The sequence below is a fragment of the Streptomyces sp. NRRL B-24085 genome, assembly GCF_001282115.1.
In the GTDB taxonomy this organism is placed as follows: domain Bacteria; phylum Actinomycetota; class Actinomycetes; order Streptomycetales; family Streptomycetaceae; genus Streptomyces.
In genome coordinates this window covers 12,299-38,767 of record NZ_LJBR01000257.1, presented here as the reverse complement: position 1 = coordinate 38,767, position 26,469 = coordinate 12,299, and the positions used below count along the sequence as shown (strand labels likewise).

25 protein-coding genes and 1 tRNA gene are annotated in these 26,469 nt (G+C 71.7%); 11 read left to right on the top strand and 15 right to left on the bottom strand.

What is annotated here, in order from left to right; all coding sequences use genetic code 11:
- The first annotated feature begins 101 nt into the window (after positions 1–101).
- A complete protein-coding gene (locus AOJ26_RS26505; protein ID WP_053850864.1) occupies positions 102–848 on the top strand; it encodes a cobalt-precorrin-6A reductase in 747 nt (248 codons plus the stop codon).
- Here AOJ26_RS26505 and AOJ26_RS26500 read toward each other — a convergent pair.
- The 3 genes from AOJ26_RS26500 to AOJ26_RS26490 form a co-directional block, all read right to left on the bottom strand.
- On the bottom strand, positions 835–1,257 hold the full coding sequence (locus AOJ26_RS26500; protein WP_053850867.1) for a hypothetical protein: 423 nt from the start codon (positions 1,255–1,257) through the stop codon (positions 835–837). The genes AOJ26_RS26505 and AOJ26_RS26500 overlap by 14 nt on opposite strands.
- 249 nt (positions 1,258–1,506) lie before the next feature.
- A complete protein-coding gene (cobF, locus tag AOJ26_RS26495) occupies positions 1,507–2,280 on the bottom strand; it encodes a precorrin-6A synthase (deacetylating) (RefSeq protein WP_053850863.1) in 774 nt (257 codons plus the stop codon).
- 147 nt (positions 2,281–2,427) lie between these two features.
- The gene (locus AOJ26_RS26490) at positions 2,428–2,946 is read right to left on the bottom strand and encodes a DUF309 domain-containing protein (RefSeq protein ID WP_053850862.1); all 519 of its coding nucleotides are present in this window, start codon (positions 2,944–2,946) and stop codon (positions 2,428–2,430) included.
- Between the two features lie 101 nt (positions 2,947–3,047).
- Between AOJ26_RS26490 and AOJ26_RS26485 the strand changes: the two genes are divergently transcribed.
- The 3 genes from AOJ26_RS26485 (at position 3,048) to AOJ26_RS26475 (ending at position 5,084) form a co-directional block, all read left to right on the top strand.
- Positions 3,048–3,121, top strand: a tRNA-Pro gene (locus AOJ26_RS26485).
- Positions 3,122–3,350: 229 nt separating this feature from the next.
- Positions 3,351–4,013: an NUDIX domain-containing protein gene (locus AOJ26_RS26480; protein ID WP_053850861.1), complete on the top strand. Its 663-nt coding sequence runs from the start codon at positions 3,351–3,353 to the stop codon at positions 4,011–4,013.
- Positions 4,014–4,100: 87 nt separating this feature from the next.
- The gene (locus AOJ26_RS26475) at positions 4,101–5,084 is read left to right on the top strand and encodes an aldo/keto reductase (RefSeq protein WP_053850860.1); all 984 of its coding nucleotides are present in this window, start codon (positions 4,101–4,103) and stop codon (positions 5,082–5,084) included.
- Positions 5,085–5,102: 18 nt separating this feature from the next.
- On the opposite strand, the gene AOJ26_RS26470 is transcribed toward AOJ26_RS26475, so the two are convergent.
- The 5 genes from AOJ26_RS26470 to AOJ26_RS26450 form a co-directional block, all read right to left on the bottom strand.
- Positions 5,103–5,810, bottom strand: a complete 708-nt coding sequence (locus AOJ26_RS26470) for a TetR/AcrR family transcriptional regulator (RefSeq protein WP_053850859.1) — start codon at positions 5,808–5,810, stop codon at positions 5,103–5,105.
- The gene (locus AOJ26_RS26465; RefSeq protein WP_159044392.1) at positions 5,800–6,465 is read right to left on the bottom strand and encodes a family 16 glycoside hydrolase; all 666 of its coding nucleotides are present in this window, start codon (positions 6,463–6,465) and stop codon (positions 5,800–5,802) included. The genes AOJ26_RS26470 and AOJ26_RS26465 overlap by 11 nt, the downstream gene beginning before the upstream one ends.
- 5 nt (positions 6,466–6,470) lie before the next feature.
- Positions 6,471–7,664, bottom strand: coding sequence for a non-hydrolyzing UDP-N-acetylglucosamine 2-epimerase (gene wecB / locus AOJ26_RS26460; protein WP_234358675.1), 1,194 nt, complete (start codon positions 7,662–7,664; stop codon positions 6,471–6,473).
- Positions 7,665–7,682: 18 nt separating this feature from the next.
- Positions 7,683–8,966, bottom strand: a complete 1,284-nt coding sequence (locus AOJ26_RS26455) for a glycosyltransferase (RefSeq protein WP_063790320.1) — start codon at positions 8,964–8,966, stop codon at positions 7,683–7,685.
- A 108-nt stretch (positions 8,967–9,074) separates the two neighbouring features.
- Positions 9,075–10,904 (bottom strand): DUF2334 domain-containing protein, encoded by a 1,830-nt coding sequence (locus tag AOJ26_RS26450; protein ID WP_143663614.1) that lies wholly within the window; start codon positions 10,902–10,904, stop codon positions 9,075–9,077.
- An 89-nt stretch (positions 10,905–10,993) separates the two neighbouring features.
- On the opposite strand from AOJ26_RS26450, the gene AOJ26_RS26445 reads away from it, so the two are divergent.
- On the top strand, positions 10,994–12,883 hold the full coding sequence (locus AOJ26_RS26445) for a glycoside hydrolase family 15 protein (protein WP_256979546.1): 1,890 nt from the start codon (positions 10,994–10,996) through the stop codon (positions 12,881–12,883).
- A gap of 18 nt (positions 12,884–12,901) precedes the next feature.
- Here the strand turns inward: AOJ26_RS26445 and galE are convergent, their stop codons facing one another.
- The 4 genes from galE to AOJ26_RS26425 all read right to left on the bottom strand — a co-directional run bounded on the left by galE (position 12,902) and on the right by AOJ26_RS26425 (position 17,756).
- Complete coding sequence (gene galE / locus AOJ26_RS26440; protein WP_053850854.1) at positions 12,902–13,969, bottom strand: UDP-glucose 4-epimerase GalE; 1,068 nt, start codon at positions 13,967–13,969, stop codon at positions 12,902–12,904.
- An 83-nt stretch (positions 13,970–14,052) separates the two neighbouring features.
- Positions 14,053–14,838: a GntR family transcriptional regulator gene (locus AOJ26_RS26435; protein WP_053850853.1), complete on the bottom strand. Its 786-nt coding sequence runs from the start codon at positions 14,836–14,838 to the stop codon at positions 14,053–14,055.
- A 28-nt stretch (positions 14,839–14,866) separates the two neighbouring features.
- Positions 14,867–16,741 carry a 3D-(3,5/4)-trihydroxycyclohexane-1,2-dione acylhydrolase (decyclizing) gene (iolD, locus tag AOJ26_RS26430; RefSeq protein WP_053850852.1) on the bottom strand — a complete coding sequence of 625 codons (1,875 nt, stop codon included), beginning with the start codon at positions 16,739–16,741 and terminating at the stop codon, positions 14,867–14,869.
- A 94-nt stretch (positions 16,742–16,835) separates the two neighbouring features.
- Entirely contained in the window at positions 16,836–17,756 is a 921-nt protein-coding gene (locus tag AOJ26_RS26425) for a PfkB family carbohydrate kinase (RefSeq protein ID WP_053850851.1), read from the bottom strand.
- 256 nt (positions 17,757–18,012) lie between these two features.
- Here AOJ26_RS26425 and AOJ26_RS26420 point away from each other — a divergent pair, with 256 nt between their 5' ends.
- From AOJ26_RS26420 to AOJ26_RS26395, 6 genes are all read left to right on the top strand, one after another.
- Positions 18,013–19,032, top strand: a complete 1,020-nt coding sequence (locus tag AOJ26_RS26420; protein WP_053850850.1) for a sugar ABC transporter substrate-binding protein — start codon at positions 18,013–18,015, stop codon at positions 19,030–19,032.
- The gene (locus AOJ26_RS26415) at positions 19,032–20,111 is read left to right on the top strand and encodes an ABC transporter permease (RefSeq protein WP_053850849.1); all 1,080 of its coding nucleotides are present in this window, start codon (positions 19,032–19,034) and stop codon (positions 20,109–20,111) included. The genes AOJ26_RS26420 and AOJ26_RS26415 overlap by 1 nt, the downstream gene beginning before the upstream one ends.
- 7 nt (positions 20,112–20,118) lie before the next feature.
- On the top strand, positions 20,119–21,036 hold the full coding sequence (locus AOJ26_RS26410; protein WP_053850848.1) for an ATP-binding cassette domain-containing protein: 918 nt from the start codon (positions 20,119–20,121) through the stop codon (positions 21,034–21,036).
- Between the two features lies 1 nt (position 21,037).
- A complete protein-coding gene (locus AOJ26_RS26405) occupies positions 21,038–21,940 on the top strand; it encodes a sugar phosphate isomerase/epimerase family protein (RefSeq protein ID WP_053850847.1) in 903 nt (300 codons plus the stop codon).
- A 10-nt stretch (positions 21,941–21,950) separates the two neighbouring features.
- Positions 21,951–22,970: a Gfo/Idh/MocA family protein gene (locus AOJ26_RS26400; RefSeq protein WP_053850846.1), complete on the top strand. Its 1,020-nt coding sequence runs from the start codon at positions 21,951–21,953 to the stop codon at positions 22,968–22,970.
- 132 nt (positions 22,971–23,102) lie between these two features.
- Positions 23,103–24,059, top strand: coding sequence for a tetratricopeptide repeat protein (locus tag AOJ26_RS26395; RefSeq protein ID WP_143663528.1), 957 nt, complete (start codon positions 23,103–23,105; stop codon positions 24,057–24,059).
- Here AOJ26_RS26395 and AOJ26_RS26390 read toward each other — a convergent pair.
- From AOJ26_RS26390 to AOJ26_RS45260, 3 genes are read right to left on the bottom strand one after another with little or no spacing between them, the layout of a single operon-like run.
- Positions 24,056–25,057 (bottom strand): Gfo/Idh/MocA family protein, encoded by a 1,002-nt coding sequence (locus AOJ26_RS26390; protein ID WP_053850844.1) that lies wholly within the window; start codon positions 25,055–25,057, stop codon positions 24,056–24,058. The two genes, AOJ26_RS26395 and AOJ26_RS26390, sit on opposite strands and share 4 nt — an antisense overlap.
- A complete protein-coding gene (locus tag AOJ26_RS45265) occupies positions 25,054–25,839 on the bottom strand; it encodes an FAD-dependent oxidoreductase (protein ID WP_373413162.1) in 786 nt (261 codons plus the stop codon). The genes AOJ26_RS26390 and AOJ26_RS45265 overlap by 4 nt, the downstream gene beginning before the upstream one ends.
- A complete protein-coding gene (locus AOJ26_RS45260) occupies positions 25,836–26,375 on the bottom strand; it encodes an FAD-dependent oxidoreductase (RefSeq protein ID WP_373413161.1) in 540 nt (179 codons plus the stop codon). Before AOJ26_RS45260 ends, AOJ26_RS45265 begins: the two co-directional genes overlap by 4 nt.
- Positions 26,376–26,469 lie beyond the last annotated feature (94 nt).

Sequence of the window (26,469 nt, the reverse complement as noted above, 5' to 3'; positions counted from 1 at the left end):
GGGGACCCGGGGGCGGAGGAGTGCCGTAGGCGTGGCGGCATCGGCCGGAGTCGCGGACCCGCCGGGTCGGCTCGCGCCCCTGACCTCGTACGCTTCCCGCCATGTCCCCGCACATCCTGATCCTCGGCGGCACCACCGAGGCCCGTGAACTGGCAGCCGCCCTCGCTGCACGGCCGGGAGTGCGCGTCACCACCTCCCTCGCCGGGCGGGTGACCCGGCCGGGCACGGTCGCGGGGGAGGTACGGATCGGAGGGTTCGGCGGGGCGGAGGGCCTGGCCGACTGGCTCCGGCAGGAGCACGTCGACGCACTGGTCGACGCCACGCACCCCTTCGCCCGGGCCATCACTGCCCACGCGGGCCGGGCGGCCGCGGCGACCGGAGTGCCCTCCGTGGTGCTGCGCCGCCCGGGCTGGCGGCCGGGGCCGGGTGACCGCTGGCATCCCGTCGACTCCCTCGACGAGGCCGCCCGGCTGCTGCCGAGCCTCGGCCGACGGGTGTTCCTGACCACCGGCCGCATGGAGCTCGCCGCCTTCGCCCACCTCACCGAACTGCACTTCGTCGTACGGTCGGTGGAGCTGCCCGAGCCGCCCATGCCCCCGCACACCGAAGTCCTGCTGGCCCGCGGCCCGTTCACGGCGGCCGACGAGTCGAGGCTCCTCCACGACCACTGCATCGACGTCCTGGTCACCAAGGACAGCGGGGGGACGGCCACCTCCGCCAAACTCACGGCCGCACGCGAACTCGCCCTGCCCGTGGTGGTCGTACGCCGACCGGCCCTCCCGGACGGGGTGACGGCGGTGCCGGACGTGGCGGGCGTCGTGAGGTGGCTGGAGCTCAACCGGGCCTGACGGAGTCCCGCATGCGGTCGATCACACGGAGCACCTCGTCACGGTTCCTGGCACGTTTGACCCAGGCGGGCAGCCTGGCGACGCAGGTCATCTTCCGGCCGTGCTCGTACCACGGTGCCCGCTCCCGCAGGGAGGCGGCCACGAACCGTCTGATCAGGTCCAGATGGGCGAGGTTGTACGCCCACAGCTCGCCGTGCCTGGTCCCGGCGCGCAACCACAGGGCGGGCGGGCCGCACCTGGCGACCGGCCCGCACAGGCCGCACGAGCGGCAGATCACGCGGGGTTCCGGGGGCGTCCTCCGCTCGAAGCGGGCGACGCCGTCGCAGCGCGGGCAGCGCACGAGCACAGAGTCGCTGAAGTGGCAGGCAGTCGAACCGGGGTCGTAGAAGCGCACGGGCGCAGGGGACATGCCCCGAGTATGGTGCCCGCCCGTCCAGCCCGGCACACGGTTTTTCAGCGGCGGCGCCGCTGGCCGACCCGGCGACCGCTGCGGCAGTCCGTTGCCGAGGTCTGCCACGAGGAGCCGCTCGGCGATCGTGTCGACCGCGGCCCGCGGGTCCGTGTCCGACGGGCGGCCGCGGTACCGCTGCCGGTGATCCATCCCTGAATGCGGGACGGTCCGCCGGTTCCGCCAGGGTGCCTGCCCTCGCCGCGGTGCCTACCGCTCCTTCGGCCGGCGGCGCAGCAGGTACGTGTCCATGATCCAGCCCTTGCGCTCCCGCGCCTCGGCACGCAGCCGCTCGATCCGGGGCGCGGCCTCGGCGATCGGACCGGAGGCGAGGATCTCGTCCGGCGTGCCGATGTAGGCACCCCAGTAGATGTCGATGTCCTGGTCGGCGTACGCGCGGAAGGCCTGGTGGGCGTCGAGCATCACGACCACGTCGTCCACCCCGTCCGGGAACCCCTCGGCCAGGCGCCGCCCGGTGGTGATCTGGACGGGCCGCGCGACCCGGTTCAGCCCGGTGCGATGCCGGGCCACCAGCGCCGACACACTGCTGATGCCGGGCACGACGTCGTACTCGAAGGACACCGAGCCCCGCTCCAGGATCTCCTCCAGGATGCCGAGCGTGCTGTCGTACAGCGCCGGATCCCCCCACACCAGGAACGCGCCGCTCTCCTCCTCGCCCAGCTCCTCGGCGATCAGCCGCTCGTAGATGTCGGCACGGGCACTGCGCCAGTCACCGACGGCGGGGGAGTAGGCAGAGCCGCCCGCGGCACGGTCCCGCTCCGGGTCCCGGGCCTCCACCACCCGGTACGACCCCTCCGGTACGTGCGCGTCCAGCATGTCCCGGCGCAGTCGCGTGAGATCGCCCTTCACCTCGCCCTTGTCCAGGACGAAGAACACGTCCGTGCTCCGCAGCGCCCTGACCGCCTGGAGGGTGAGCTGCTCGGGGTCGCCCGCGCCGATACCGATGACATGAATCTTTCGCACACCCCGAGTCTGCCCCACGCCACTGACAGCGACGGCACCGCGTCCGGTTCGGGGCGCGGGGGCGGGTGCCGGACCGGTGCCCGGGGCGCTGGAGAGCGAGGCGGAGGCCGGGTGCCGGGCCGGATCAGCGGCCGTGCGCTCGGGGCCTCACCCCCGCAGCCGGGGACTGCACCTCCGCGCGTCCACCGCCGAGCCGCTCCCCTCCACGTCTCGCGCCAGCCCACGTGCCCACTCGACGAGCCCGGTCAGATCCATCCCGTACGGCCGCTCCTGCCCGCTGCCCGACGCGGACCACTCCTCCACCGCCCCGGCGCCCCGGCGCAGCAGTCTGGCGCCGCCCGTGACGTTGCCGCGGGCCGCGTGGGTCAGGCCGACCGCGAGCTGGGCGAGGCCGCGCCACAGGGCCCGTTCCTCGTCGGGACCGGACTTCCAGGCGTCCTCGAAGACCTCGTGGGCATGGAACGGTCGCCCCGCGTCCAGGAGTTCCTGCGCCTCGGCCACGGTCTCCGGAGGGGTGCGGACCACGCCCTCCGGCTGCCGGGCGACGCCGTCCGCGCCGTACGGAAGCGGCCGGCCGAGCCCGTCCCGAGGCCGGGCGTTGCGTGCCCGCCCCTCGCCGTCCCGGTCCCGCCCGCCCGTCTGCCGTCCTGAGGATGTACTGGCCATACGTCGATTGTCCCGCGCCCGGTGCCGGCTTCGGCCCGGGCCCCGACGTGGGGTAAAGTTCTGTACGCGCGCGTTCCCGCGGTCATCGCGGGGCAGCGCACCGGGACGTGGCGCAGCTTGGTAGCGCACTTGACTGGGGGTCAAGGGGTCGCAGGTTCAAATCCTGTCGTCCCGACGGTGCGGAGGGTCTTCGCAGGCGAGAGCCTGGAGGGCCCTTTTCGCGTTCCGGCCGCTGCGGACGGCGTCGGCGGCACCCGCGGAAGGGGCGCCGTGCGCGACTCCGGCCGGCCCGGAATGGTAGAAGCGGTCATGACCAACTCGCACCAAGACCGCTCCCACCGCTCCTCCCGTTCCTCTCGCTCCTCTCGTTCCTTCCGCTCCGCCTCCCGGACGCCGGGTGTCCGATGACCGAGGGCGTCGACATCCCCGACCGCCGCGGCCGCACCGGACTCGACCGCACCGGCCTGGACCTGACCGGCAACCCGCGTGTCAGGGTCCGGGAGGTGAAACTGCTGTCCAGCCACTGGTACGTCGAGCGGGCCACCACCTTCGACCTCCAGCGCGCCGACGGCACCTGGAGCACCCAGCAGCGCGAGACCCACGACCGCGGCAACGGCGCGACCATGCTGCTGTACGACGCGGAACGCGAAACCGTCCTGCTCACCCGCCAGTTCCGCTTCCCGGTGTACGTCAACGGACACCCCGACGGACTGCTGATCGAGACCCCCGGCGGTCTGCTCGACGACGAGGACGAGCACCCCGAGATCGCGGTCCGGCGTGAGGTGGTCGAGGAGACCGGGCACACCATCGGCGAGGTCCAGCACGTCTTCGACGTCTACATGAGCCCCGGTTCGGTCACCGAGCGCGTCAGTTTCTACGCCGCCGAGTACACCGCGTCGACCCGTACTCACGCGGGAGGCGGTCTCGACGAGGAGGGCGAGGACATCGAGATCCTCGAACTGCCCTTCCGCAGGGCCCTGGAGATGATCCGTACCGGGGAGATCGCCGACGCCAAGACCATCATGCTGCTCCAGTGGGCGGCGCTGGAGGGCCCGTTCGCCAAGTGAGCGCGTGAGTCCTTGACTTGAAGTGCGCTCCAGCATGAAGACTCCCGTGTGCACCCGTCCTCGGGGCACACACGGGAGGAAATCACCATGCGATACCGCACCATCGGCACCGACCCGGCGAACCGCCGGGAGGTCAGCGTCCTCGCGCTCGGCGCGATGCTGTTCGGGTCACGGACCGACGAGGAGACCGCCTTCGCCGTACTCGACCGCTATGTCGAGGCCGGTGGCAACTTCATCGACACGTCCGACAACTACGCCTTCTGGGAGGACGGCGGCCAGGGCGGCCAGAGCGAGGAACTGCTCGGCCGGTGGCGGCGCAGCCGCGGCATCGGCGACGAGGTCGTCATCGCCACCAAGCTCGGCGCCCGCCCCCTGGCCCCCGGCACCAGTTACGTCGACAACGCGGAGGGCCTGTCGGCCAAGGTGATCCGGGAGTCGGCGGAACGCAGCCGGGAACGCCTCGGCGTGGCCAAGCTGGACCTGCTCTACGCGCACATAGAGGACCACAGGGTCCCGCTCCAGGAGACGGTGGAGGGCTTCGCCGAGCTGGTCGCCGAGGGCACGGTGGGGCTGCTGGGCGTGAGTAACCACGCGGTGTGGCGGGTGGAGCGGGCCCGCGCCCTCGCGGCGGCGGCCGGCCTGCCCGCGTACGAGGTCCTCCAGTACGCCCACAGCCATCTGCGCCCCCGCACCGACGTCCCGGAACCCCTCTTCCCCGACGGCAGCCTCGGCCACGCGGGCCCGGACCTGCTGAGCTACCTGCGCGCGGAGCCCGCCCTGACCCTGGTCGCGTACTCGCCCCTCCTGAAGGGCGCCTACACCCACCCGGACCGCCTCCCGGCCGACTTCGACCACCCGGGCACGCCGGCCCGCCTGAAGGCCCTGACCGAGGTGGCGAAGGAAACGGGCGCCACCGTCAACCAGGTGGTCCTCTCCTGGCAGATCGGCTCCGACCTCCCGATCGTCCCGCTCGCGGGCGTCTCGTCCCTGGCGCAGTTGGAGGAGAACCTGGAGGCGGTGGACCTGGAGCTGACGGGGGAGCAGCGGGCACGGTTGGACGGGGTCCACTGAGCCTGTCCAACCACCGGATCAGCCCTCGCCGGCGAACCGGTCGAGGAGGGCGTCCAGCCCCGCCGCCAGCCCCTCCGGCCCCCCGCGCCCGGCGAGCGCGGGGGCGATCTCCCGGAGAACGGGCAGCTCCTGCGGCGGCATCCGATGCAGCCCCAGACGGAACGCCGGCTCCGACTCGTCGGGGTTGTCGACCATCGGACGGAGTTCGACGGACACGTAACCGAGCAGCCAGGCGGTGACGGCCTGGAAGACGGCGACGACACGACCGTCGTCCAGCCCGCCGTCCCTGAGCAGCGCGAGCACCCGCTCGTGGCCCTTCAGCACCGCGAGCGGTCGGCGGGCCAGCGGCACCGCGAGCATGCGGGTGGTGAGGAGCGGGACGGCCCGGGGGTGGGCGAGACAGACGTCGTACATCGCCCGCGCGACACGATGGACTCCCGCGCGCCAGTCACCGCCGCCGGACTCGGCCTCCAGGCGTTCCTCCAGTTGGAGGAAAAGAGCCTCGACCAGGCCGTCCAGGAGTTCTTCCTTACTGGCCGCGTACCGGTACAGCGCCATCGCCTCGACGCCGAGCTCGGCGCCCAGACGACGCATGCTCAACGCGGAGAGACCTTCGAGGTCGACCAGCTCCAGGGCGGCCGACAGCACCCGCTCCCGGCTGAGCCTGCCGTGCCGCCCGCGGTCACTCGCGCGCCGGGCCGGGGCTGCCCCCGAGTCATTCGCCACTCCCTGCCTCCTCGATGACGATGTCCTTGAACTCGGCGACGGCGTCCTCCGTGTAGAGGCCGACGGAGCCGTTGGTGTACGGACCGTGACGGTCGGTGTACGTGGTCAACGGCTCGGAGTCCACCTCGATGGTCATCGTGGGGCCGGTCTGGCGCACCTCGATCCGGTGCCAGGAGTCGACCGGGTGGGGGGTGCCGTCCCCGGTGGCGAGGAAACACTGCGTCTCGGCGCATTCGGGGGCCACCTTGCCCAACTCCCAGCCATTGGTCTTGAGGGTGAAGTAGTAGAAGTGCGAGTCGTCGCGGTAGTGCCACACCGCCCAGGCGGTCTCCCAGGGGTTCGGCCCGGACCGGCGCACCTGTGCCCGGGTGCGCATGGTCAAGCGGTACGTGAAGTCGCTGTAGGAAGCTGTCGAGAGGACCAGAGCGGCGTGCGTCTCGTCCTCGTGCCGGGCCGGGAGCGGAGCGAGAATCACGCTGTCCCCCCGTGCCGTGACGGAACCGGCGCCGTTGTACTGGGTTCGCCAGCGGCCGTGCACACTGCCTTCCGACCACTCCACCTCGCGTACCCGCTCCACCGGACGGGTTTCGCACGAGGGCAGGAGGACCGCGAGGACGAGCAGGACGGTCGTACGCTCCACCCATCGTGTTCGCACGGCCCTCACGCTGCGACGATCCTCGGGGTCGGCGTCGGATTCATGTCCAGTCCGAAGTCTTCGGCCAGGCGCCGGAGAATGCGGGCGGACGCGTGACCGTCGCCGAACGGATTGCTCGCTTCCGCCATGCGGTCGTACTGCGTGCGGTCGTCCAGCAGGGAAGTGACCGCGGCCTGGACCGCAAGAGGGTCCGTCCCGATGAGTCTCGCGGCCCCGGCCCGGACCACCTCCGGCCGTTCGGTCGTGTTGCGCAGGACCAGAACCGGTTTGTCGAAGCTCGGTGCCTCTTCCTGAACGCCTCCGGAGTCGGTGAGCACGAGCTCGCAGTCGTCGAGGGTCGAGATGAAGTCGAAGTAGTCCAACGGCTCCGTCAGCGTGATCCGTGGGCATCCGGAGAGGACCGGCAGGAGGGCATCGCGGACGGCCGGGCTCTTGTGGACGGGCACCAGGAGTTCGACGTCCCGGCGCTCGGCCAGTCGCAGCAGTGCGGAAGCGAGGGCGCGCATCGTGCCGCCCTGGTTCTCCCGCCGGTGCAGGGTCACGATCACCCCCCGTCCGTGTGTGCGGAAGGCCGATCTGCCCGTCGCGCGCTCACGGGCCCAGAGCAGGTTGTCGATGACCGTGTTCCCGGTGACGACGACCTGTTCGGCGGGAACGGCCTCCGCCGCCAGAGCCGCGGCGGCCCCTGGTGTCGGCGCGAAGTGCCAGCGTGTCATCCGGGTCACCAGCCGCCGATTCATCTCCTCGGGGAAGGGGTCGTCGATCACACCGCTGCGCAGCCCCGCTTCCACATGGGCCACCGGGATGTGCTCGTAGAACGCCGCCAGGGCACCGCACAGCGTGCTGCTCGTGTCACCCTGCACCACGAGAAGATCCGGTCGCGCCGCGCGGAGGACATCGCCCAACCCGCCCACCAGGCGGGCGGTGAGAGAGGACAACTGCTGGCAAGGACGCATCACGGAGAGGTCATGGGTCGCCGTGAGCCGCAGTCGTCCGAGCAGCGCCTCCAGCATCTCCCGGTGCTGCCCCGTGTTGACGAGCACGGGTGAGAACAGCGAGGACGACTGCATGGCCCGGAAGACCGGGGCGAGTTTGACGGCCTCGGGCCTGGTGCCGAGAACGATCGCCACGTTCAGCACGCGGCCCGAGGCCGTGTCACGGCGGGTGACGTCGGAGGACGGGAAGTCGGTGTGGAACACGTGATCACCATCAAGACGCTAGCTGGGGTGTTCGGGAAGACGCCGGCTTTTCGACCAGGTCCTGCGGCGTGACAACTGCCGCCACACGGCCAGCCATCCGACGGGCAGCCAGTGGTAGCAGTAGAAGCTGTACAGGAATGCGTAGGTCACGCCCTTGAGGAGGCCGGTCCGCGTGTCGGCCCTCATGTACACGTACGCGCACACAGGTGCCACGCCGAACGAGACGAGGCACCACAGGATCAGGACCGTGCCGTTGTTCGCGGTCAGCGGTGCCAGGACGTTCGCCGCCCCGTCGTCGCGCAAGGCGCTGAACGCGATGGCGTAGAAGGCGACCACCGAGAAGGTCGTCAGCAGGATCAACAGCGGCAGCGTCAGGGTGATGAGCAGGTTCGCGGCGGTGGCCGCGGTGAGCTGCGCTCGCAGAATGCCGGGGATCTCTCGACCGCACTGGAGATGCCCCTGGAACCACCGGGTGCGTTGACGCAGGAAGGGGCGTAGCCGGGTCAGTGCCTGCTGGGAGACACAGGTGCGGGCGGTGAAGCGGGTCCGCCATCCCTGGCAGACCATGCGGACGCCGAGGTCCAGGTCCTCGGTGAGACAGCGGCTCCAGGGAGACTCGCCCAGGTCGTCGAGAGCGGAAAGCCGGGTGAACTGTCCGTTGCCGCCCAGGCCGGCACTGCCGATCCGGCTCCTCGCGCGTTGGAAGATCTCGGTGAAGACGACGAACTCCATGTCCTGGAGCCGGGCCAGAAGTCCGGACGCCGCGTTGTGGATCCGCACGGCGATCTGCACGCCACCGACCCGTGCGTCCCGGAACAGGGGAGCCACCGTCGACAACACGTCCGGCGCCACCCGGCCGTCGGCGTCGAGAACGACGAGGATGATCCGGTCCCGGGTGTACCCGTGTATCCGCCACGCTCGCGCCAGTTCGCCGCCGATGTGGCGGTAGGCCGTGTTGAGTGCCTCGCCCTTGCCCTGACGAGCCAGCGGCGCGTGTCGGCGCAGCAGCATGACGCGCGGATCGGGGTGACGCTCGACGATCTCCGCGGTCCGGTCGTGCGAATCGTCGTCCACGACGAGGGCCATCCACTGCCGGTCGGGCAGGGCCGACAGCCGGTCGAGGCTCGCGCGGATCACGAGTTCCTCGTCGAGACACGGCAGCACGAAGACGAAGAGGAACCGCGACGCCTCGTCGGAGGCCGGATCGTCCGGCTCGCGCCCGCCCTCGATCCGGCCGAAGGCGAACATCCCCAGGACGTAGAGCAGAAAGCCGAGCAGGACGGCCGACGCCATCGGAATCATGTCTGTCGTGCCTCTCCGGCCCGTAGGTGTGGAGCCACCGGGTGCGTCTGGGACCGCGCCCCGGGCAGCGTGGAGCCGCGCTGCCCGGGCGGCGTCACATGCGTGACCTCACGAGGCGTCACGGGACATCACCTCGTGGGGGCGGACGAACTCGTAACCGAGACCACGCAGGTGCTGCACGATTTCCCGGACCTTTCCGGTCCCCAGCGGCGGGTGGTAGAAGAAGCTCGCCACGCCGTCACGGACGACCAGGGCGCGCCGGGCCTCGTCGATGATGTCCGCCGGGCCGCGCTCGGCACGCCGGTCGGGGCCGGGCGCGTCGACATTGCCGAGGTTCTCCGGGACGACCGCCGTTCCGTAGCTGTCCCGGACGCCGTACGGATAGAACTGGTCGACTCGTCTGTGCGGGTCGGCGGGTGACGCGTCGGCGTACGTCATCGTCTCGTCGTAGCGGTAGCCGAAGCGCAGCGCGACCGCCTCGTAGTCGTCGGGACCCGCCGCGTAATGGGGGAACTCGAAGACCTGCGGTCGGGGAAGGCCCGCGGCCCTGAACTCGGCCAGGCCTCGGTCGAGACGGTGCAGGGTGCGGGCACGGGAGTGGCCCGGCACGAGCCCGTCGAGGACGACGCGGTGCGCGGAGTCCTGGTGTGCGACGAAGAACTCGTAGTCCTCGCCGGTGACACCGCTGTACGGGTTGTCCTTCTTGCCGAGTTGATGCGTCACGCCGTGCATCACCATCGTGCCGCCATGGCTGGTCATGTAGCGCAGGGCCTTGACCACTTCGGGCCGGTCCCGGAGACCGAAGGTGGTCGGTTCGCCGTCGTGACTCCTGCCGCGCGGGTCCGTGTACACGGGGATGACGCCGAAACTGAAGGGCACCCGAGCCTGGTGGAGGCAGGTCGCGACGGCCATGAGCTGGTCCGGGTCGGCGTCGGGGGAGATGTCCTCCAACCGGAGCAGGGCGCGGTGGCGTTCCGGTGTTCCGGGGGCGAGCACGTCGAAGAGCACGTCAGTGAAGGCCAGGTAACGGTCGGTCGCCGTCGTGTAGTCGAGGGGGCTCTCGGCGACGTACCAGAGGTTCGAGGCGTGTACCAGCCAGGGAAAGGCGCCGCCGTCCGGGCGTTGCCCGTGGGCCAGCACCTTCGCCGCGGCCGGATCCGTGATCCGTAGCCGCCTGACGCCCTCACCCTCGGCCTGACGGGTCAGCGTGACGCCCCGGTACGTGATGCTGTCGATGCCTTCGACATCCGGCCCCGACGCTGCGAAGGCGTACCGCGACCGCCAGACCTCAGGGTCACGACGGGCCAGCTGCTCCACGTTCTCGTCGACCCAGAGGACCGGCACCCGGGCCCGCAGCACGTCGTCCAGGAAGGCGGCCGGAAGCACGGCGGACGGCGCCGACCCCAGGTACACGACCGCGCGGTACGTGTGCGCTTCCTGCGCCCTGTACGCAGACATGCCCTGGACGGTCCAGGGGCCGAAGTGCGAGACGAGGACGGCCGTCTGACGGGCGGCCAGCTCGCCCGACCAGTCATGCCCGCCGTCGTCGAAGAGGATCAGCGTGCGTGCCGCGTCCCGCCGGGCCGTCGGTGCCGCCCGACCGGAGAGGGCCCCGGTCTCCGTCGACGTGGGAGGGGTGCTGACCGCGGAGAAGTCGGCGGCTGAACGGGTGTGCTGCCCTCCCGCCGCTCGGGCGGGTGCGGTGGACGCGCAGGTGGGGCCGTCGCCGGCGAGTCTGGGAGCGACCACGCGGGGCCAGACCGCCACGGCCGCTCCCAGCACGATCACCAGCCCTGCGGCTACCAGACCCCGTGCGCCCCGGGTCAGGCCGGTGAACCACCGATGGACGCGGTGGCCGCCGAAAGCCGCTATGAGAATCCCGAGGATCAGCGGATAGGCGATGAGCGCGACGGTACCGAGGGTGATGATGCTCGTCATGCCCGAGGCTGTGCCGGTCATCAAATCCTCCGGAGCCGTAAATATACGACGTACACATACATACGCTCTTTCTGGGTACTTATCAATAGATGTCTGGTTTCAGTGCCGTTCTGGAGGGTGCGGCACGGCCCGGGGCGCCATATCCTGGAACGACGGCGAAGCGCACGACGGCGTGGTCCGGGATCATGAGTACGCCCATCGAGGATTACGCCCTCATCAGCGACCTGGAGACCGCCGCCATGGTCGGTCGGAACGGGTCCATAGACTGGCTGTGCCTGCCCCGCTTCGACTCGTCGGCCTGTCTGGCCGCGCTGCTCGGCACGGCGGACAACGGCTTCTGGCGGGTGGCCCCCGCTGCGGGCCGTTCCGCCACGCGCCGCGCCTACCGGCGGGACACCCTGGTCCTGGAGACGCGGTGGGACGGGCGGGACGGCGCGGTGCGCGTCACCGACTTCATGCCGCCCCGAACCGAACTGCCTTGCCTGGTCCGGTTGATCGAAGGGCTGGCAGGATCCGTCGACATGCGCAGCGAACTGCGGCTGCGCTTCCACCAGGGCCGTGTGGTGCCCTGGATCAGGGCCGTCGAACCCGGCACCGTGGCGGTCGCCGGCCCCGACGCCGTGTGGCTCCACGCCGACGGACTCGTACGGGCACCCGGGCAGCAGGACTCCACCGTGCTCGACTTCACCGTCCACGCCGGCCGGCGACTGGCCCTGACGCTGGTCTGGTCGCCCTCGCACCTGCCCGGCCCGCCGGCGCCGCTGGCCGTGCCCGCGGACACGGCCCTCAAGGAGACCTGCGACTTCTGGCGGTGCTGGGCCGGACGCTGCCGTTACCGGGGTCCGTGGCGTGACGCGGTGCTGCGCTCCCTCATCACCCTCAAGGCGCTCACCTACACACCCACGGGCGGCATCGTCGCGGCCGCGACGACCTCGCTGCCCGGCTGCATCGGAGGGGAACGCAACTGGGACCACCGGTACTGCTGGCTGCGGGACTCCACTCTCGCCCTGTCCTGTCTGCTGCGCAGCGGCTACCGGGAGGAGGCCACGGCGTGGCTGGACTGGCTGGTGCGGGCCGTCGCGGGCGATCCCGCGGACCTCCAGACCGTGTACGGCGTCGGCGGGCAGCGGCTGTTGCCGGAGACGGAGGCGCCCTGGTTGTCGGGCTACGCGGGTTCACGTCCGGTGCGGTTCGGGAACTCCACGGCGAGCCAGTTCCAGCTGGACGTCTACGGCGAGGTCCTCGACACGCTCTGGCTGTCCCTGCGGGCGGGGATACCCATACCTCCTCATGTGTGGAACCTCGTCGAGGCGCTCATGGACCACCTCCACCGGCACTGGCGCGAGCCGGACCACGGACTGTGGCAGGTCCCCGGCCCGGGCCGGCGGTTCGTGCACTCCAAGGTCATGGCGTGGGTGGCCGCCGACCGGGCTCTGCGCATGGCGGAGATGCTCGGCAGGAGAGGCGCCTCGGGCCGGTGGCGGGCGATGCGCGACGAGGTGCACCGAGAGGTCTGCCGGCAGGGCTGGGACCCACGACAGCGATCCTTCGTGCAGTCCTACGGTTCTTCGGCGCTCGACGCGTCGGCCCTGCTGATCCCGCGGCTCGGCTTCCTGCCCGCCACGGACGGCCGGGTGCTGGACACCGTGCGGGCGATGAGGCGACTGGAACACGGGGGATTCCTGCGGCGGTACGGCTACGGCCGGGCCGGAGAAGGCGGGCCGGACCTGGACGGCCTGGGCGGAACCGAGGGCACCTTCGTCGCGTGCTCCCTGTGGTACGCCGACGCCCTCGCCGCCACCGGGGAGCCGGAACGTGCCCGGGAGCTCTTCGAGCGCGTTCTCGCCGTGCGCAACGACGTCGGCCTGCTGGCCGAGCAGTGGGACCCGGAGGCGGGGCGCCAACTGGGGAACGCTCCGCAGGCGTCGAGCCACATAGCCCTGGTCGAGACGGCCTTCGCGCTGACACCCGCACCCTGATGAGGGCCGGCGGTGTCGTCACTCGTGCGTGTCCGGCCGGCGGGCGGACTCGGCATATCCGTGCGGGTTGAGCTGCCTGAAGTGCCAGGCGTCCCGGCACATGTCGACGAGGGTCCGGGTGGCGCGCCAGCCCCAGTCCCGGGCCACCGCACTCGGGTCCGCGACGAGTTCGGGGACGTCGTACGGACGGCGTGGCGTGATGTCGTAGGGCAGCGGGCTGCCGCAGGTCCGTGAGAACACGGCGATCGTCTCCAGGGTCGAACTCCCCCTGCCCGTACCGAGGTTGTACACCCTCATGCCGGGCCGGCCGGTGAGGTGGTCGAGCGCGATGCGGTGTGCCTCGGCTGTGTCCATGACGTGGAGGTAGTCGCGGACCGACGTTCCGTCCGGGGTGGGGTGGTCGGCGCCGAAGACCCGCAACCGGTCCGGCCGGCCCCCCGCCACCTTGGCCAGCGCCTGCACGAGGCTGTCGGGGGCGGCGTCCGGGTCCTCGCCCAGCAGCCCGCTGGGGTGGGCCCCGGCCGGAGTGGCGTGGCGCAGGCACAGGACCGTGAAGTCGTCCCGATGGCGGCAGACGTCCGCGAGGATCTGCTCACAGAGCCACTTGGACCTCGCGTACAGGCTGACCGGGCGGGCCGGGGTGGTCTCGTCCAGCGGTCGGGGACCGGCGTCGCCGTAGACCGCGTAGGTGGAGGCGTAGACGAGGCGGTGCACGTGGTGTTCCTGCATGGTGTGCAGCAGCGCGGTCGTGCCGCCTACGTTGACGTCGTAGTACGGGACGGGCATCCGGGCCGACGCGCCCCCGGCGTTGTGCGCGGCGAAGTGCACGACGGCGTCCACGGAGTGTCGGTCGAAGACCGCCGAGAGGGCGCGCCGGTCGCGGATGTCCAGTTCGTACACGGCGCCGACGAAACGGCCGGCGATGCGTTCCACACGGGTGAGGACCTGCGGGGTGCTGTGGGAGTAGTCGTCGACCACGACGACCTCGTAGCCGTGGTCGAGGAACTCCACACAGGCGTGGCTGCCGAGGAATCCCGCCCCGCCGGTGACGAGGACGGTGGCCGGAACAGGCTCGGTGCGTGCCATGTCACCAGAACGCTCCCACGCGGATGTCTACGCCATATGTTTACGGCGTATATGTACGACTTTGCGCCCTTATGTCTTCTCCGTCAAGGCCGCACCAACAACCGGAAGTCGAACGCGTACCGCGAAGCCCGGTAGATGTGGCTGCCGTACTCGACCGGGCGGCCGGTGTCGTCGTAGGCCGTGCGTTGCATGGTCAGGACCGCCGCGCCCTGCTGTTCGTCGAGGCGGGCCGCCTCCTCGGCGGTGGCGGAGCGGGCGCCGATGGTCTGGCGGGCGCTGTGCAGGGTGATCCCGGCCGCGCGCAGCATGCGGTAGAGGCCGGTGGACTCCAGGCGGGCGCTGTCGAGGTCGAGGAGGTCGGTGGGCAGGTGGTTGCAGAGGAGGGCCACCGGCTGGCCGTGGGCCAGGCGCAGCCGTTCCAGGACCGTGACCGTGCTGCCCTCCGGGACGGACAGCGCGGCCGCCACGTCGGCGGACGCCGGCACGGTCTCGTTGCGCACGACCCGGGTCGCCGGGCCCTGTCCGGCCGCCTCCAGGTCGTCGTAGAGGCTGCTGAGCTCCAGGGGGCGCTTGACCTGGCTGTGCACCACCTGCGTGCCCACCCCGCGCCGGCGGACCAGCAGGCCCTTCTCCACCAGGGTCTGGATGGCCTGGCGGACGGTCGGGCGGGACAGGCCGAGGCGGATCGAGAGGTCGATCTCGTTGCCCAGGAGGTTGCCCGGCGCGAGCGCGCCGTGCTCGATCGCCTCCTCCAGCTGCCGGGCGAGCTGGTAGTACAGCGGCACCGGACTGCCCCGGTCCAGGGCGAAGTCCAGGGAGTCGAGCGCGGGGGTGGTCGCGGCACGTGACGTGCCGCCGGGCTTCGCCATGGGGTACCTCCCTCGAAGGTCCGGGTGATCAGAGGTGGGTGCGTCGGGCGGCCGCCTGGCGGTCGTACTCCGTCCTCGCCTCCACCGCGGCCGTGCGGGACGCCGTCTCCGCCACCGGCACGTCCCACCAGGCCTCGGCCGGGGGAGCGGCCGCGCCGGCCGGGTCCGTCTCGACGTAGACGCACGTCGGACGGTCCGAGGCGCGGGCCGCGGCCAGGGCCTCCCGCAGCTCCCGTACCGTCTTGGCGCGCAGCACGTCCATGCCGAGGCTCGCCGCGTTGGCCGCCAGGTCGACCGGGAGCGGGGCCCCGCTGAAGGTGCCGTCGGCGGCCCGGTACCGGTACGCCGTGCCGAACCGTTCGCCGCCCACCGACTCCGACAGGCCGCCGATCGAGGCGTAGCCGTGGTTCTGGACGAGCACCAGGTTGATCGGCAGGCCCTCCTGGACCGCGGTGACCAGCTCCGTCGGCATCATCAGATACGTGCCGTCGCCGACCAGCGCCCACACCGGGGTGTCCGGGGCCGCCTGCTGGACGCCGATCGCGGCCGGGATCTCGTAGCCCATGCACGAGTAGCCGTACTCCAGGTGGTACTGGCGAGGGCTGCGGGCCCGCCACAGCTTGTGCAGGTCGCCGGGGAGCGAGCCCGCCGCGTTGATCACCACGTCCTCGTCCCCGACGACCGCGTCCAGCGCCCCCAGCAACTGGGTCTGGGTCGGCACGGCGTTCTCGTCGGGGGCCTCGTAGGCGCGCGTCACGACCTGCTCCCAGCGCTCCTTGCCGGTGCCGTACTCGGCCTCGTAGGCGGCGCTCACGCGGTGGCCCGCCAGTGCCGACGCGAGCGCCTCCAGACCGGCCCGCGCATCGCACACCACCGTCCGCGCGGCCAGCTTGTGGGCGTCGAAAGCGGTGATGTTGAGGTTGAGGAAGCGCACGTCCGGGTTCTGGAAGAGGGTGCCGGAGGCGGTGGTGAAGTCGGAGTAGCGCGTGCCCACGCCGATGACCAGGTCCGCGGTGCGCGCGAGGTCGTCGGCGACCGCCGTGCCGGTGTGACCGATGGCGCCGACGTCGGCGGGGTGGTCGTGGCGCAGGGAGCCCTTGCCCGCCTGGGTGGAGGCGACCGGGATGCCGGTGGCGCCCACCAGCGCCCGCAGCGCCTCCTCCGCCTCGCTGTGGTGGATCCCGCCGCCCGCCACGATCAGGGGGCGGCGGGCGGACCGGATCGCCCCGACCGCCTCCGCCAGCTCCGCCGGGTCCGGCGCGGGCCGCCGCACCCGCCACACCCGCTCCGCGAAGAACTCCTCCGGCCAGTCGTACGCCTCCGCCTGCACGTCCTGGGGGAGGGCGAGGGTGACCGCGCCGGTCTCGGCCGGGTCCGACAGGACGCGCATGGCCTGGAGGGCGGAGGGGATGAGGGCCTCGGGGCGGTGGATCCGGTCGAACCAGCGGGAGACCGGGCGCAGGGTGTCGTTCACCGAGACGTCCGCCTCGGTGGGGTGCTCGAGCTGCTGGAGGAGCGGGTCGGCGGCGCGGGTGGCGAAGTAGTCGCCGGGCAGGAGCAGGACCGGGAGGCGGTTGATCGTCGCCAGGGCCGCGCCGGTCACCAGGTTCGTGGCGCCCGGGCCGATCGACGTGGTGACCGCCTGGGCCGACAGGCGGTTGAGCTGGCGGGCGTGGCCGACGGCGGCGTGGACCATCGCCTGCTCGTTGCGGCCCTGGTGGAAGGGCATCGCGCCCTCGCCCGCCTCCAGGAGTGCCTGTCCGACGCCCGCCACGTTGCCGTGGCCGAAGATGCCCCAGGTCCCGGCGATCAGCCGGTGCCGTACGCCGTCCCGTTCCGTGTACTGCACGGACAGGAACCGCACCAGCGCTTGGGCGACGGTCAGGCGGGTGGTGGTGCTCATCAGGGCTTCTCCGGTGCGGTGTAGAGGGAGATGGGGACGAGGAAGGGCGGGGAAGGCAGGGAGGGTGTGACGACGGGGCGGTGCCGGCCGTCGGTCACGGTGAGACGCCGTTCAGGAGGTCACCGGCCGCCGCCTGTGCCGCCAGCGCGGGGGAACGGGCCGGGCGGGCGGCCCGCGGTGCGCCGCCCGCATGGGCGTACCGGACCGTCCGCTCCGGTTCCCAGCCGGACAGCAGCCCGTGGCACAGGGAGCCGCCGAACGCGTCGCCCGCGCCGGGGCCGTCGGCCGCCTCCACCGGGACCGGCGGGATCTCGACCGTGGTGCCGTCGCGGTGCACGGCGAGGACGCCCGTCGCGCCCTGCCGCACCACGGCCAGTTCCACGCCCGCCGCCAGCAGGGCCTCGGCGCAGGCCCGGGGTCCCCGCGCTCCGGTGACGGTCTCGCACTCGTCGAGGTCGCCGACCGCCACGGTCGCGTGGCGCAGGGCCTCCGCGCAGTACGGCCGGGCTTCCTCCGGGTCGCCCCAGGCCGTGCCGTTCCACTGCGCGGGGCGCCGGTCCAGTTCGAGGACCGTGGTGCCCGTCCTGTCGCGGCACTTCAGGGCGGCGAGCGTGGCGGAGCGGCTCGGCTCCGCGCCCAGGCCGGTGCCGGTGATCCAGAAGAGCCGGGCCGCGCGGATGGCGAAGCAGTCCAGCTCGTCGGTGTGTATCTCCAGGCCGGGTGCCCCGGTGGGGGAAGCGGGGCGGGCCGTCGGCGTCACCCAGCGGTCGTCGACCCCGCACTCCGTGAGGGTCTGATGGAGATACGCGCCGAGCGGGTCGGCTCCGGTCCGGGCTATGACCGCGCTGGAGCGGCCGAGCCGGGCGGCGGTCACCGCGACATGGGCGGCCGAGCCCCAGAGGGACCGCCCGAGGGGCCGGTCCTGGGCCGTCGGGGCCCCCGGCCGGTGCGGGTAGAGATCAACTCCGATCCGGCCCATACTGATCACGTCGAACTGCTGCACTGGCTCGACCATGCGCGACGCTCCTCGGTCCGGACTGGGGATGCGAGGCCCTCGGGCCCGTTGCATCCCAGGTGTAGGACTCGAAGGGCGACGCTGTCAATAGTTTGTACTTACATTCGGACCTGATCGTGAAATGATGTCTTAACAAAGTATTGACAGCGGCAGCGCCTGGGAGTTGGATCGCGTCCCAACGCAAGTTGGCGCGTTTTCGTAGATCCCACTCCCTTTCCCGACGTTCTCCCCGTCGCACAGTGAGGTGCAAGGAAAGATGGACCGCTCTTCTCTCTCCCGTTCGCGGAGATTCGCTCCCGCCGTGGCCCTGGCTGCGGCCGCGGCCCTGACGCTCGCCGGCTGCTCCAGCAGCTCGGGCGGCAAGAAGTCCGAGGAGAGCGCGGACGGCGCCTCCGCGGGCAAGGCCACCACCCCCCGGATGACCATCGCGCTGGTCACCCACCAGTCGCCCGGCGACACCTTCTGGGACATCGTCCGCAAGGGCGCCCAGGCCGCCGCCGCCAAGGACAACGTCAAGCTGGTCTACTCGGCCGACCCGAGCGCGGCCAACCAGGCCAACCTGGTCCAGAACGCCATCGACCAGAAGGTCGACGGCATCGCGATCACCCTCGCCAAGCCGGACGCCCTCAAGGACGTCGTCGCCAAGGCGAAGAAGGCCGGGATACCCGTCGTCGGCCTGAACTCCGGCGTCAGCGAGTGGCAGAAGCTCGGCCTGATGGAGTTCTTCGGCCAGGACGAGACCGTCGCCGGCGAGGCGCTCGGCAAGCGGCTGAACGAGGAGGGCGCCAAGAGCGCCGTCTGTGTCATCCAGGAGCAGGGCAACATCGGCCTCACCCAGCGCTGCGACGGCGTGAAGAAGACCTTCACCGGCAAGCTCCAGACGCTGAACGTCAACGGCACCGACATGCCGTCCGTGAAGTCGACGATCACCGCCAAGCTGTCCCAGGACAAGTCCATCGACTACGTCGTCGCCCTCGGCGCGCCCTTCGCGCTGACCGCGACCCAGTCGGTGTCCGACGCGGGCAGCAAGGCCAAGGTGGCCACGTTCGACCTCAACAAGGACCTGACGGGCGCCATCAGCAAGGGCACCATCCAGTTCGCCGTCGACCAGCAGCCCTACCTCCAGGGCTACCTGGCGATCGACTCGCTGTGGCTCTACAAGAACAACGGCAACTACATGGGCGGCGGCGAGCAGCCGGTGCTCACCGGTCCGGCCTTCGTCGACAAGTCCAACGTCGAGGCCGTCGCCCAGTACGCCGCGAAGGGCACCAGGTGATGGGGATGACCCAGCACGCCGAGCCGGCGGTGACCACACCGCCGGCCCCCGGCACCGGCAAGGCCAAGGACGGCCGGACTGCCGAACGACCGCTCGCCCTGCGCCTGTTGGCGCGTCCTGACGTGGGTGTGTTCCTGGGCGCGGTGGCGGTGTGGGTGTTCTTCCTGATCGCTGCCCCGCCGGTGCGCGAGGGCAGTGCGATGGCGAACATCCTCTACCAGTCGTCGACGATCGGGATCATGGCGCTGCCGGTCGCGCTGCTGATGATCGGCGGGGAGTTCGACCTGTCGGCGGGTGTCGCGGTGATCACCTCGGCGCTGACCGCGAGCATGTTCGCCTTCCAGCTCACGCTGAACGTGTGGGCGGGCATCTTCGTCGCCCTGCTGGTGTCGCTGGCGATCGGGTTCCTCAACGGCTGGCTGGTCGTCAAGACCGGTCTGCCCAGCTTCCTGATCACCCTCGGCACCTTCCTGATCCTCCAGGGCGTGAACCTGGCGGTGACCAAGCTGGTCACCGGGAACGTGGCCACCGACGACATCTCGAACATGGACGGCTTCGACCAGGCCAAGAAGGTCTTCGCGAACTCCTTCGAAGTGGCCGGCGTCCAGATCAAGATCACGATCGTGTACTGGCTGGTCTTCGCCGCACTGGCGACCTGGGTGCTGCTGCGCACCAGGTACGGCAACTGGACCTTCGCGGTCGGCGGCAACAAGGACTCCGCCCGCGCGGTCGGCGTCCCGGTCAACTTCACCAAGATCAGCCTGTTCATGCTGGTGGGGTTCGCGGCCTGGTTCGTCGGCATGCACAACCTGTTCTCCTTCAACACCGTGCAGTCCGGCGAGGGCGTGGGCCAGGAGCTCATCTACATCTCGGCCGCGGTGATCGGCGGGTGCCTGCTGACCGGCGGTGCCGGCTCGGCGATCGGCCCGGTGTTCGGGGCCTTCATGTTCGGCATGGTCCAGCAGGGCATCGTCTACGCCAACTGGAACCCGGACTGGTTCAAGGCCTTCCTCGGCGTGATGCTGCTGGGCGCCGTCCTGATCAATCTGTGGGTCAGCCGCACCGCGACCCGGAGGTAACCCTGCAATGACCGACTCCCACGAAACCCCCGGCACGCACGGCGCGATCCTCGCCGACGAACCGCAGAGCAGCGACGGGGTGATCGTCGAACTGCGCAACGCCGGCAAGTCCTACGGCAACATCCGCGCCCTGCACGGAGTGAGCCTCCAGGTCCGCCCGAGCCAGGTCACCTGCGTGCTCGGCGACAACGGCGCCGGCAAGTCCACCCTGATCAAGATCATCTCCGGTCTGCACCAGCACACCGAGGGCGAGTTCCTCGTCGACGGGCAGCCCGTACGCTTCACCACCCCGCGCGAGGCGCTGGACAAGGGCATCGCGACCGTCTACCAGGACCTGGCCGTGGTCCCCCTGATGCCGGTGTGGCGCAACTTCTTCCTCGGTTCCGAGATGACCAAGGGCCCCTGGCCGCTGCGCCGTCTGGACATCGAGAAGATGAAGCGGACCGCCGACCACGAGCTGCGCGAGATGGGCATCGTCCTGGACGACCTCGAACAGCCCATCGGCACCCTGTCCGGCGGCCAGCGCCAGTGCGTGGCCATCGCCCGCGCCGTCTACTTCGGCGCCCGCGTCCTGATCCTGGACGAGCCCACCGCCGCCCTGGGCGTCAAGCAGTCCGGAGTGGTCCTCAAGTACGTGGCCGCCGCCCGCGACCGGGGGCTCGGGGTCATCTTCATCACCCACAACCCGCACCACGCCTACATGGTCGGCGACCACTTCAGCGTGCTGCGCCTGGGCACCATGGAACTGTCCGCGTCCCGTGACCGGATCACCCTGGAAGAACTCACCAACCACATGGCCGGCGGTGCCGAACTCGCCGCGCTCAAGCACGAGTTGTCCCAGGTCCGCGGCGTCGACACCGAAGCGCTCCCCGAGGAGCAGGACCTGACGTCACCCGTGGCCGCCACCGGCGAGGGGAAGGCCTGAGATGGCGGCCCCGCTCGACCGCATCCGCGTCGGCTCGGCCCCGGACTCGTGGGGCGTCTGGTTCCCCGACGACCCGGCCCAGGTGCCGTGGGAACGCTTCCTGGACGAGGTCGCCGAGGCGGGCTACTCCTGGATCGAGCTGGGGCCGTACGGCTACCTCCCGACCGACCCGGCCCGCCTGACCGACGAGATCGCCCGGCGTGACCTCCAGGTCTCGGCGGGCACGGTCTTCACCGGACTGCACCGCGGCCCCTCGGTGTGGGAGTCGACCTGGGAGCACGTCAGCCAGGTCGCCGCGCTCACCCAGGCCGTGGGCGCCCGGCACCTCGTCGTCATCCCGTCCTTCTGGCGTGACGACAGGACCGCGGAGATGCTGGAGCCCCCGGAGCTGACCCACGAGCAGTGGGCCCACCTCACCAAGGGCATGGAGCGGCTCGGCCACGAGGTGAAGGAGGCGTACGGGCTCGACATCGTCGTCCACCCGCACGCCGACACCCACCTCGACACCGAGGACCACGTCGAGCACTTCCTGGACTCGACGGACTCCGAACTCGTCAACCTCTGCCTGGACACCGGGCATTACGCCTACTGCGGCGGCGACAGCGTCAAGCTCATCGAGACGTACGGCGAACGCATCGGCTATCTCCACCTCAAGCAGGTCGACCCGGAGATCCTCGCGGACGTCGTGCGCGACGGGGTCCCGTTCGGGCCGGCCGTGCGGCGCGGGGTGATGTGCGAACCGCCCTCCGGTGTACCGGAGCTGGAGCCGGTGCTGGTGGCCGCGCAGAGACTCGGCGTGGAGCTGTTCGCCGTCGTCGAGCAGGACATGTACCCGTGCGAGCCGGACGCGCCGCTGCCGATCGCGATGCGCACCCGAAAGTTCCTGAGGTCCTGCGGCGCCTGAAGGGGGCACCATGACCGAGCGAGGCACCCTCGGTGTCGCCGTCGTCGGCACCGGCAAGATGGGCGCCGACCACGTCCGCCGAATCCACGAGGTCGTCAGCGGCGCCCGGGTGAGCGCCGTCGTGGACCTCGACGCGGAACGCGCCAAGCAGATCGCCGCCCGGGTCGAGGGCTGCACCGCCTACACCGACCCGGCCTCCGCCATGGCGGCGGCCGATGTCGACGCCGTCCTGATCGCCTCGCCGGGCCCCGCCCACGAGGCGGCACTGCTCCAGGCCTTCGAGCACGACCTGCCGGTGCTGTGCGAGAAGCCGCTCACCCCCGACGCGGCCTCGGCGCTGCGGGTTGTGGAGGCCGAGTGCCGACTGGGGCACCGGCGCGCCCAGGTGGGGTTCATGCGGCGCTACGACGCCGAGTACATGAAACTCAAGTCGCTGCTGGAGACGGGCCAGTTGGGGCGGCCGCTGATGCTGCACAACCGGCACCGCAACGCCGCGAGCCCGCCCTTCTTCACCAGCTCCATGCTGATCAGCGACTCCGTGGCCCACGAGACCGACGTGACGCGCTGGCTGCTCGGGCACGAGATCACCGCGGTCACGGTGTGGCGGCCCACCCCGTCGGCGAACGCCCCGGACGACCTCCAGGACCCCCAGTTCGTCGTTTTCGAGACCGACGGCGGTGCCCTCTCCGACGTGGAGATCTTCGTCAACTGCGGCTTCGGCTACCAGGTGCAGGCCGAGGCGGTCTGCGAACGCGGCACCGCCCGCATCGGCGACGGGCACGCCATGGTCACCAGCATGGCGGGACGCTGGGGCGGCACCATCGCCCAGGACTTCGTCGAACGCTTCGCCGACGCCTACGACCGCGAGGTGCAGGCCTGGGTCGACGCCACCCGCCGCGGCGAGGTCACCGGCCCCAGCGTGTGGGACGGCTACGCGGCGGCCGCGGTGTGCGAGGCCGGCGTACGGTCGCTGACCGAGGGCGGCCGGGTACCGGTGGAACTCGCCGAGCGGCCCGCCCTGTACGGCTGACTGCGCGCCGTGCGGGGGGAGTTCGGCGAAGTTCCCCCGTGCTCGCTACGTACTCGGTGAATCGCGGCATCGGCGTGACCCCTTGTGCCACCATGGCGCGGCTGTCCTCGGCGGGGCGGCGAGGGGGTGGTCATGGGACTCGTACGGATATTCCTGCCGTTGCCGCGCGCGGCGGCCAGGCTGGCACCGGAGCGGGGCGCACCGCTGCTCGGGGCGGCCCTGTCGTACTGCGTCACGCCCTCCTGGGCGGGGCTGCGGTCGCCGTCGCCCGAGCGGCGGCTGGCGTGGGCCGAGGAGGCGGTGGCCGTCTACCGGGCGACGGCCGACGCGGACGGGCTCAGCCGAGCCCTGGCGCTGCGCGCCCACGCGCTGCTGCTGTCCGGCCGGTTCGAGGAGGCGTGCGCGGCCGCGGACGCCGTGCCGGGCGAGCCGTTCGCGGCGCTGACCGCCTTCACCGCGGACGTGCGGGCACAGGCCCTCGCGAGCCTCGGCCGGGCCGAGGAGGCTCTGCCGGTGGCCCGGGCGAGCGTGGCGGCCTACCGCGGCCTGCCCGCCCCCGACCGCAGGGACCGGGCGCTCGGCAGCCTGCCCGGCGCGCTGCGGACCTACGGGATGCTGCTCGCCGCGGCCGGCCGCAGCGAGGAGTCCGTGGCCGTCTACGAGGAGTGCGCCGCGCTCCTGGCCGCCATGTCGCTCCGCGAGCTGGCCCACGTCGACCTGGTGCGCCCGCAGGTCCTCGCCGAACTGGTCGGTGTCCTCCGGGGGTTGGGGCGGTACGAGGACGCTCTGGGGGTGGGCCCCGAGGCCCGGGAGGCGCTGCGGGGCCCCCTCGCGTGGACCGCCCCCGAGATCGTGCTGCCGCTGCGGGTACGCCTCCTGATCGACCTGGCCCGCTGCCATACCGCCGTCGGCGACCCTGCCGAGGCCGGCGCCTGTGCCGCGGCGGCGGTGGCCGAGGCCCGCAAGCCGCACGGCGCCGGCGAGTTGGCCCCGGCGCTGGACTGCCTCGCCGACGTACTCGGTGCACTGGGCCGGACCGAGAAGGAGTCGCTCACCCGGAGCGAACTGGCCGAGCTGCGGGACCCCTAGGACATGCGCGGCCGCGGCTCGAAGCCCGCCGCCCGGTAGGCCTCGTCGATCAGCGTCATCGTCGACACCGCGTCGTCCGCGTCCAGCGGCAGCGGGGCGCCCCCGCGGACCCGGTCCGCGAACGCCTCCAGCTGGTAGGTGTACGACGACCGGGTGCCGAGCCGCTCGGTGCGCTCGCCGTCCGCCGTGCGCACCACGATCCGGTCGTCGGTGTGCGGCAGCACGAAGTTCGGCGCGAGGACCTCGCCCCGCGAACCGACGACCCGGCAGCTCATCTCCAGCCGGTCGTACGCCATGTGGCAGCGCGCGGAGCCGGTCGCCCCGCCCGGGAAGGCCAGGTCGGCGTCCAGCCACTCGTCTACACCGGGGGCGCCGGCCCGCTCCCCGCCGCGCGCGGACACCAGCCGCGGCGCGCCGCCCGCCCAGGGGGCCAGCACGCGCAGCGCGTGCAGGCTGTAGCAGCCGAGGTCCATCACCGCGCCGCCGGCCAGCGGCAGCGACCAGCGCGGGTCGGAGTCCGCCGGGGCCGGGATCGCCACCATGGCCTCGACGTGCCGCAGCTCGCCGATCTCCCCGCTTGCGAGGACCTCGTGCAGGCGCCGGGTGACCGGGTGGAACAGGTAGTGGAAGGCCTCCATGAAGACCGTCCCGGCCTTCGCGGCGGCCTCCCGCACCTCCGCGGCCTCCTCGGCGTTGCTCGCCGACGGCTTCTCGCTCAGCACGTGCTTTCCGGCGGCGAGCGCCGCCAGGTTCCACGGCCCGTGCAGCCCGTTGGCGAGCGGGTTGTAGACGACCTCGACCTCGGGGTCGGCGATCAGCTCGGCGTACGACCCGGCGACCCGCTCCACACCGTGCTCGGCCGCGTAGGCCTCGGCGCGGGCCCGGTCGCGCGCGGCCACCGCCACGACCCGGTGGCCGGTCGCCCGGGCCGGTCCGATCAGTGAGGACGCGCTGATCCGCGCGGCTCCCAGCACTCCGATGCGCAGCGGTTCGCTCATGTCTGCCGTTCCTCCTCGTTCAGGGCGGGGCCGTGGGCCCGCCGGGTCAGTGTGCCCGGTGCGGGCGGGAAGTGGCGGCGCGCGAGGTCCTGGGCGTGCGCCACCGTGCACTCGACGAGCTCGAAGGCCGGCAGCCCGCCGACGAACCAGGTGTGGTCGCGTCCTTGCAGCGCGTCGAGCCGGTCCAGCGCGCCGTCCGCCAGGTCGGCGCTGCCGAAGTGCGGCATGAACGCCCACTCGCGCCGCAGACGCACCTCCTCCAGATGCCCGCCGAGGGCCGTGACGTCCTCCCGGAGCAGCGCGGTGACGTCGTCGGGGCGGCCGTAGGAGTAGAAGGTCCGCACCTGGCTGCCGGGGTATCGGTGGTGGTACGAGACGCAGTGGCCGGCCGTCGCACGGCTGGTCGTGTGGGCGGCGAGGAAGTAGAACCCGTCCTCGGGGAGGCCGGACGCGGCGGCGAGGGTGGTGTGGTAGGCGTTGCTGCGGATCCGCGCGGTGAGGTCGCGTTCCTCGTCGGTGGCGTCCAGGGCTGGCAGGAACCGGTCCGGCGCGACCGCGAGCACCACGTCGTCCGCCTCGACCGGGCCCGAGTCGGTGTGCACCCGCACTCCGCCGGCGCGGCGCCGCACCGCCGTCACCCGTACCCCGCACCGGACGTCCTTCAGCTCCGCCGCGACCCGCTCCCACAGCGTGGCGAACCCGCCCACCACGGTGAAGTCGCCCGGGTGGCTGAGGAGTTCGGGACCGGGGTCCAGCAGGCCGGTCATCTCCGCGTACTTCACGAAGTACAGGGCGGGTATGTCGTCGTCGAGGTGGCCGTACCCGGCGGCCGTGAACCGGTGCCGAAGGACTCGGCCATGGAGTTCAGGCCCTGCTCGGCGATCCAGCGGCCGACGGGGGCGGCGAGGGCTCGCGCGGAGTGGGCGAGGCCGGGTTCGGCGATGCGGGGGAACTCCCGTGCCCGCAGCGCGCGGTAGCGCTGGAGGGAGCCGTCGTGCAGGAACGCCATCGGCTGGCGGAGGGCACGTCCCGCGGCGTCGAGGACGCGGTAGCGGCTGGTGCGCTCCGTCTCCACGTCCAGTTCGGTGAGCAACTCGGCGATCCGTTCGTACCTGTTGGTGCAGATGTGACCGCCGAGGTCGAAGGCGCGCCCGTCGACCCGTACGCTCTGGCACTTCCCGGCCACCGTGTCCTGTTCCTCCAGCACCGTCACCCGGTGCCCGGCGCGTTCCAGTTCGCGGGCGACGGCCAGGCCGCTCGGCCCTGCGCCCACGACGGCCACGGTTCGGGGGCCTGCGGTGCCGCGTAACTCCTGCATGCTCGTGACTCCTGGGTCGGTCGGACGTGGGAGGCTCTCATGGTCGTACGGAGAGATCACGTGACCGTAAACGGGCGTCGCGGGCGGAACGTTC